The sequence below is a fragment of the bacterium genome (assembly GCA_036524115.1).
Classification (GTDB): domain Bacteria; phylum JAUVQV01; class JAUVQV01; order JAUVQV01; family DATDCY01; genus DATDCY01.
Genome location: DATDCY010000030.1, coordinates 1 through 5,580 on the forward strand (window position 1 = coordinate 1; position 5,580 = coordinate 5,580).

Sequence of the window (5,580 nt, forward strand, 5' to 3'; positions counted from 1 at the left end):
GACGTAATCGGAGACCAAGTCCTGGATCGGATTTGCGTTCCGAACCTGGTCCAGCAAGTCCTCAGAAAACACTCCGCCTTACGCCCTCCGTGTCGGATGCGGGCATCAATATAGGGTGAAAACGGAAAAAAGCAAGTGAAAATAACAAACTATGCGCCAGAGGCCCCCTCTAGCGATCTCCCCCCAGCAGGCCGCCCAGGCCGCCGAGGACCGAACCCTCCTCCCGCGCCCCGCGGCCGGAGATCCCCGGCACGGCGGCGACGATCCGGCTGGCCATCCGCGAGAACGGCAGCGACTGCAGCCAGATCCGCCCGGGACCCTGCAGGGTCGCGAAGAACAGCCCCTCCCCCCCGAAGATCGCCGACTTCACCCCCCGGACCATCTGGATGTCGTAGGCGACGGACGGCTGGAAGCCGACGATGCAGCCGGTGTCGACGCGCAGGACCTCGCGGGCGCCGAGGTGGCGCTCGGTGAGCATCCCGCCGGCGTGGACGAAGGCCCAGCCGTCGCCCTGCAGCCGCTCCATGATGAACCCCTCTCCCCCGAAGAAGCCGACGCCAAGGCGCTTCTGGAAGGCGATGCCGATGCTCACCCCCTTGGCGGCGGCGAGGAAGGCGTCCTTCTGGACGATCAGCTCGCCGCCGAGCTCGGCCAGGTGCACAGGGACGATCCGGCCCGGATACGGCGCGGCGAAGGCGACGCGGCGCTTCTCGGCGGCGCGGTTCTGGAAGACGGTCATGAAGAGCGACTCGCCAGTGAGCAGGCGCTTGCCGGCGCCCATGAGCGCGCCCATGAGGCCGCCGCCCTGCGACTGCGCGGAGCCGTCGCCGAAGATGGTCTCCATCTCGACGCCGTCCTCCATGTACATCATCGCGCCCGCCTCGGCGACGACCGCCTCCTGCGGGTCGAGCTCGACCTCGACGTACTGGAGGTCCTCGCCGAAGATCTTGTAGTCGATCTCATGCATCGCGTTCATGCCCGTCCTCCGTTCAGACGCCTTGGGGGGGCAGAATTGAATTCTGTCCCAGGACAATGGCGGTTTCGGTTCACCGCCAGGTGATCTCCGGTTCGTGGCGCAGGGGGAACCGGTGGTAGCGGTAACGCGGCTCGCCGATCATCATCGCCCCGCAGAACTGGTGCTTCTCCGGGAGCGCCAGCGCCTGCTGCAGCGGCGGCCAGTGCAGCGCCGCCATGTGCACGTAGCCCGCCCAGCACGCGCCGAGCCCGAACGACGGCGCGGCCAGCTCCAGGTACGCGAGGGCGAGGGTGCAGGCGCTCGGCGCCGTGACGTCGGCGGCTGGCGCGTGCGCCACGACCAGGTGCGGCGCCGACCGGCAGACGAGGTCCGTGCCCGCGTCCCAGGCCGAGACCACCCGGTCCAGCCCCATCCCGCGCGCCATCTCCGGCTCGCGCTCGACGATCGCCCGCATCCAGTCCACCACGTGGCCGCCGAGGGCACGCACCTGCTCGCGACCCGAGATCACCAGCCAGCGCACCGGCTGGCGGTTGTGGCCCGACGGCGCGTACCGCGCGACACGGATGAGCCGCTCGATGCGGCCGGGGTCCGGGGACGATTCCTTGAAGGCGCGGATCGAGCGGCGCGAGCGCAGGAAGTGCTCCGCTTGCCCGGGGTCCAGGTGCCACTCCGGGCGCACGGGCGGGCAGGACTCGCTCGCCATCGTGTCGAGCGAGCAGGCGCCGTAGGGACAGGCCGCGACGCAGTGGCCGCAGGAGATGCACAGCTCTTCGCCGCCGGGGACGAGCGACGGCGGCGAGGCGCCCGCCGGAGCGATGATCCTGATGGGGCAGACGGCCGAGCAGATCCCGTCCCGCCGGCACGTGCTCTCATCGACGACGAATCGGCTCATGTCCACCTCTCTTCGCCCTGCTCTGGGTTCGCAGTTTCCGGAGTTTATATCAGGAAGTCACGGCGCGCGAAGAGACTGAATGCAACCTCGGTCCGAACAGTTGCCGCAGCCACAGGCCCCCGCACGGGCGCATTGGCGAGCGCCTGGGCTGGCGACGGCACTGTCATCGGATCGCAGTTCATGGAATCTTCATCAGGAAGTCACAGCGCGCGACGCCTGACCGCATTGGAACAGGCCGGAGGGGTGGCGCCGAGGGGAGGGCCTCCGCCGCGCGGACCGAAGGGAGACAAAAGGAAGTGTCAGCCGCGCTGTTCCGGCCCGCGATCCGATCGCAGGCCGAACGAGATCGCGAGCACCAGCCCTAGAGCAGCCCGTGGTGCGCTGACGCGAGCGGTCGAGTGTGGTGGGGGTGCGCAGCGGCAGGACCCCGAAGGCCGCGCCCGGTCCCGGACCGTCCGCGATTGACAGCCGCCGCCCCCCAAGCGGACAATCCGCCGCACCCATGCACGAGAAGCGCCTGCGCGTCCACTTCCTCGGCATCGGCGGCACCGGCATGGCCACGGCGGCCGGGCTCGCCGCCGACGCCGGCTTCGCGGTCACCGGCTCGGACGCCGGCGTCTTCCCGCCGATGAGCGACTTCCTGCGCGAGAAGGGCCTCGTCGTGCGCGAGGGCTACGGGCCCGCGAACCTGGAGCCCGCGCCCGACCTCGTCGTGGTGGGCAACGCGCTCTCGCGCGGCAACCCCGAGGTCGAGTCGCTGCTCGACCGGCGCCTGCCCTACTGCTCGCTGCCGGAGTTCCTGCGCGAGCGCTTCTTCCCCGGGCGGCGGGTGACCGCCGTGTGCGGCACGCACGGCAAGACGACGATCACGACGCTGCTGGCTTGGCTGCTCGAGTCGGCGGGGCGCTCGCCCACGTTCCTCGCGGGCGGCGTGGCGCTGAACTTCGGCGGGGGCGGCCGCCTCGGGACGGGCGAGGACTTCGTCATCGAGGGCGACGAGTACGACACCGCCTTCTTCGACAAGCGCTCGAAGTTCCTCGTCTACCGCCCGCACAACGTCGTGCTCGCAAACGTCGAGTTCGACCACGCGGACATCTTCGCGTCGCTCGAGGAGTACACGCTCTCCTTCCGGCGCCTCGTGAACCTGGTCCCCGGCAACGGCTTCCTCGTCTTCAACGCCGGCGACCCGCCCGCCGCCGAAGTGGCGGCGCCGTGCCGGGGCCGGCTGGTCCCCGTCGCGCCCGGCGATCCCGCGCCGTGGGAGTTCCCGCTGCCGGGGGCGCACTTCCGCACCGACGCCCTGCTCGCGGCGGCCGCGGCGTCGGCGCTCGGCCTGGACGCCGGCGAGATCGCGCGGGGCATGGCGAGCTACCGCGGCGTGAAGCGGCGCCTCGAGGCGATCTTCTCCGGCGCCGGCGTCACGCTCTACGACGACTTCGCGCACCACCCGACGGCGATCCGCCTCGACCTGGAGACGCTGCGCGCGAAGCACCCCGGCGCGCGGCTGCGCGCGCTGTTCGAGCCGCGCTCCAACACGCTGCGGCGCGCGATCTTCCAGGAGGCCCTCCCGGGTGCTTTCGCCGCGGCCGACGAGGTGATCGTCGGCGCGGTGCACCGCGCGGCGCAGCTCCAGGACGCGGAGCGGCTCGACCCGGCGCGGCTGGTGCGGGAGATCGGGGCGGCCGGCGGGCGCGCGCGGCAGATCGAGGATATCGGGGAGATCGTCGCGGCGGTGCGTGCCGACCTGCGGCCCGGGGACGTGATCGCGGTGCTCTCGAACGGTGCCTTCGGCGGGCTGATCCCGCGCCTGCGCGAGACGATCGAAGCATGGGCGGCCGCGCGGCGCTGACGCTCCCTCCCGCGCTGCGGCCGGGAGACCTCGTGGCGGTGGCCGCGCCGGCGAGCGCGTTCGACCGCGCCGCATTCCGCCGCGGCGCCGAGCTGATCGCCGCCCGCGGCTACCGCGTCGCCTACCGCGAGGACGTCTTCTCCCGCCACGGCTCGTTTGCCGGCGACGACGACCGCCGCACCGCCGAGATCAATGCCTGGATCCGGGACCCCGGGGTGAAGGCGATCATCGCCGCGCGCGGCGGCTGGGGGTGCGCGCGGATCGCGGCCCGGCTCGACTGGCGCCTCTTGGCACGCAGCCCGAAGGCGATCGCGGGCTTCTCCGACCTCACGACGCTGCTGCTCGCGGCCACGCAACGAGCGGGCGTCGCCGCCTTCCACGGGCCGATGGTCGCAAGCGCCGGCCGCAGCGATGCCGGCCTGCGCGACCTCGCCCGTCTGCTGTCGCTGCTCGCCGGGAACGCGGCGCCACGGACCCATCGCGCGCTCCGGACGCTGCGGCCCGGGCGCGCGCGGGCGCCGCTCGCGGGCGGCAACCTGAGCCTCCTCGCGAGTGCGTGCGGCACGCCTCTGCAGCCCGAAATGAGGGGGCGCATCCTCTTCGTGGAAGAGGTCGGCGAGCCGCTCTACCGCGTCGATCGCGCCCTGCGCCAACTCGTGCTCGCGGGCGTCCTCGACGGGGTCGCGGGCGTCGTCCTCGGCGCCTTCACGGGGATGAAGCCCGCGGAGCGGCGGGCGGTGCCGGGCCTGTTCCTCGAAGCCGCGGGCGGCCGCCGCATTCCGGTCGTGGCGGGGCTCGCCGCGGGCCACGGCGTCCCGAACCGCGCGATCCCCTTCGGCGTCCCCGCGACGCTGGATGCGGACGCCGGCACGCTCGTCTTCGATCCCTGCGTGCGCGCATGAGCGACACCCGAGAGCTGGCGCACGCCGCCGGCGAACTCCTCATCTGCGGCTTCGAGGGCACCGAGCCCTCCGTCGAGATCCTCGAATTGATCCGCGCGGGGCTCGGCGGCGTCATTCTGTTCCGCAAGAACTGCGTCGACGCCGCGCAGGTCCTGGAGCTGACCAACCGCCTGCAGGAGGCGGCGCGCGCCGCGGGACACGAGCGGCCGCTCCTGATCGCGATCGACCAGGAGCAGGGCCGCGTGGTCCGCCTCGTCGAGGGTGTCACGGTCTTCCCGGCCATGGGAACTATCGCGCGCGCTGGTGACGCGGACCTCGTCGGCCGCGTCGCGGGGGCAGTCGGGCGCGAGCTGCTCGCCGTCGGCGTGAACTGGAACCTCGCGCCGGTGGCCGACGTGCTCTCGGTGCAGGGCTGCCCGGTCGGCGACCGCAGCTTCGGCGCGGACCCGCAGACGGTCGCGGGGATGGTCGCCGCCTACGTCCGGGGCGCCGCCGGCGCCGGCATCCGCACGAGCGCCAAGCACTTCCCCGGGCACGGCGCGACCGGCAAGGACAGCCACTTCACGACGCCGACCATCGGCCGCACCCGCGCGCAGCTCGATCGCTGCGACCTCGTCCCCTTCCGCGCCGCGATCGCCGCGGGCGTCTCCGCGGTGATGACGACGCACATCACCTTCCCGGCCCTCGACCCGCGGGCCCCGGCGACCCTCTCGCGGCCGATCCTCGAAACCCTGCTGCGCGGCGAGCTCGGCTTCGCGGGCGTCGTCATCTCCGACGACCTGGAGATGGCGGGCATCGCGCTCAAGGCCTCGCTCGAGGAGGCGGCGCTCGACGCCCTGCGCGCCGGCTGCGACATCCTGATCGCGTCCCGGATGCTGCTGCCCCGGCGCGACCTTCCCGGCCTGCTCGAGGCACTGCGGCGCGCCGTCGCACGCGGCGCGGTGCCGGCGGAGCGGATCGC

5 protein-coding genes are annotated in these 5,580 nt (G+C 72.7%); 3 read left to right on the plus strand and 2 right to left on the minus strand.

Annotation, left to right across the window (positions count from 1 at the left end):
* Window positions 1-169: 169 nt before the first annotated feature.
* On the minus strand, window positions 170-976 hold the full coding sequence (locus tag VI078_01460; protein ID HEY5997955.1) for a TIGR00266 family protein: 807 nt from the start codon (window positions 974-976) through the stop codon (window positions 170-172).
* A 70-nt stretch (window positions 977-1,046) separates the two neighbouring features.
* A complete protein-coding gene (locus VI078_01465; protein ID HEY5997956.1) occupies window positions 1,047-1,868 on the minus strand; it encodes a nitroreductase family protein in 822 nt (273 codons plus the stop codon).
* A 502-nt stretch (window positions 1,869-2,370) separates the two neighbouring features.
* On the opposite strand from VI078_01465, the gene VI078_01470 reads away from it, so the two are divergent.
* From VI078_01470 to nagZ, 3 genes are all read left to right on the plus strand, one after another.
* Window positions 2,371-3,717 (plus strand): Mur ligase domain-containing protein, encoded by a 1,347-nt coding sequence (locus tag VI078_01470; GenBank protein HEY5997957.1) that lies wholly within the window; start codon window positions 2,371-2,373, stop codon window positions 3,715-3,717.
* Entirely contained in the window at window positions 3,696-4,619 is a 924-nt protein-coding gene (locus VI078_01475) for an LD-carboxypeptidase (protein ID HEY5997958.1), read from the plus strand. The genes VI078_01470 and VI078_01475 overlap by 22 nt, the downstream gene beginning before the upstream one ends.
* The coding region (gene nagZ / locus VI078_01480; GenBank protein HEY5997959.1) for a beta-N-acetylhexosaminidase at window positions 4,616-5,580 on the plus strand (965 nt) is incomplete at its 3' end. The genes VI078_01475 and nagZ, both read left to right, overlap by 4 nt.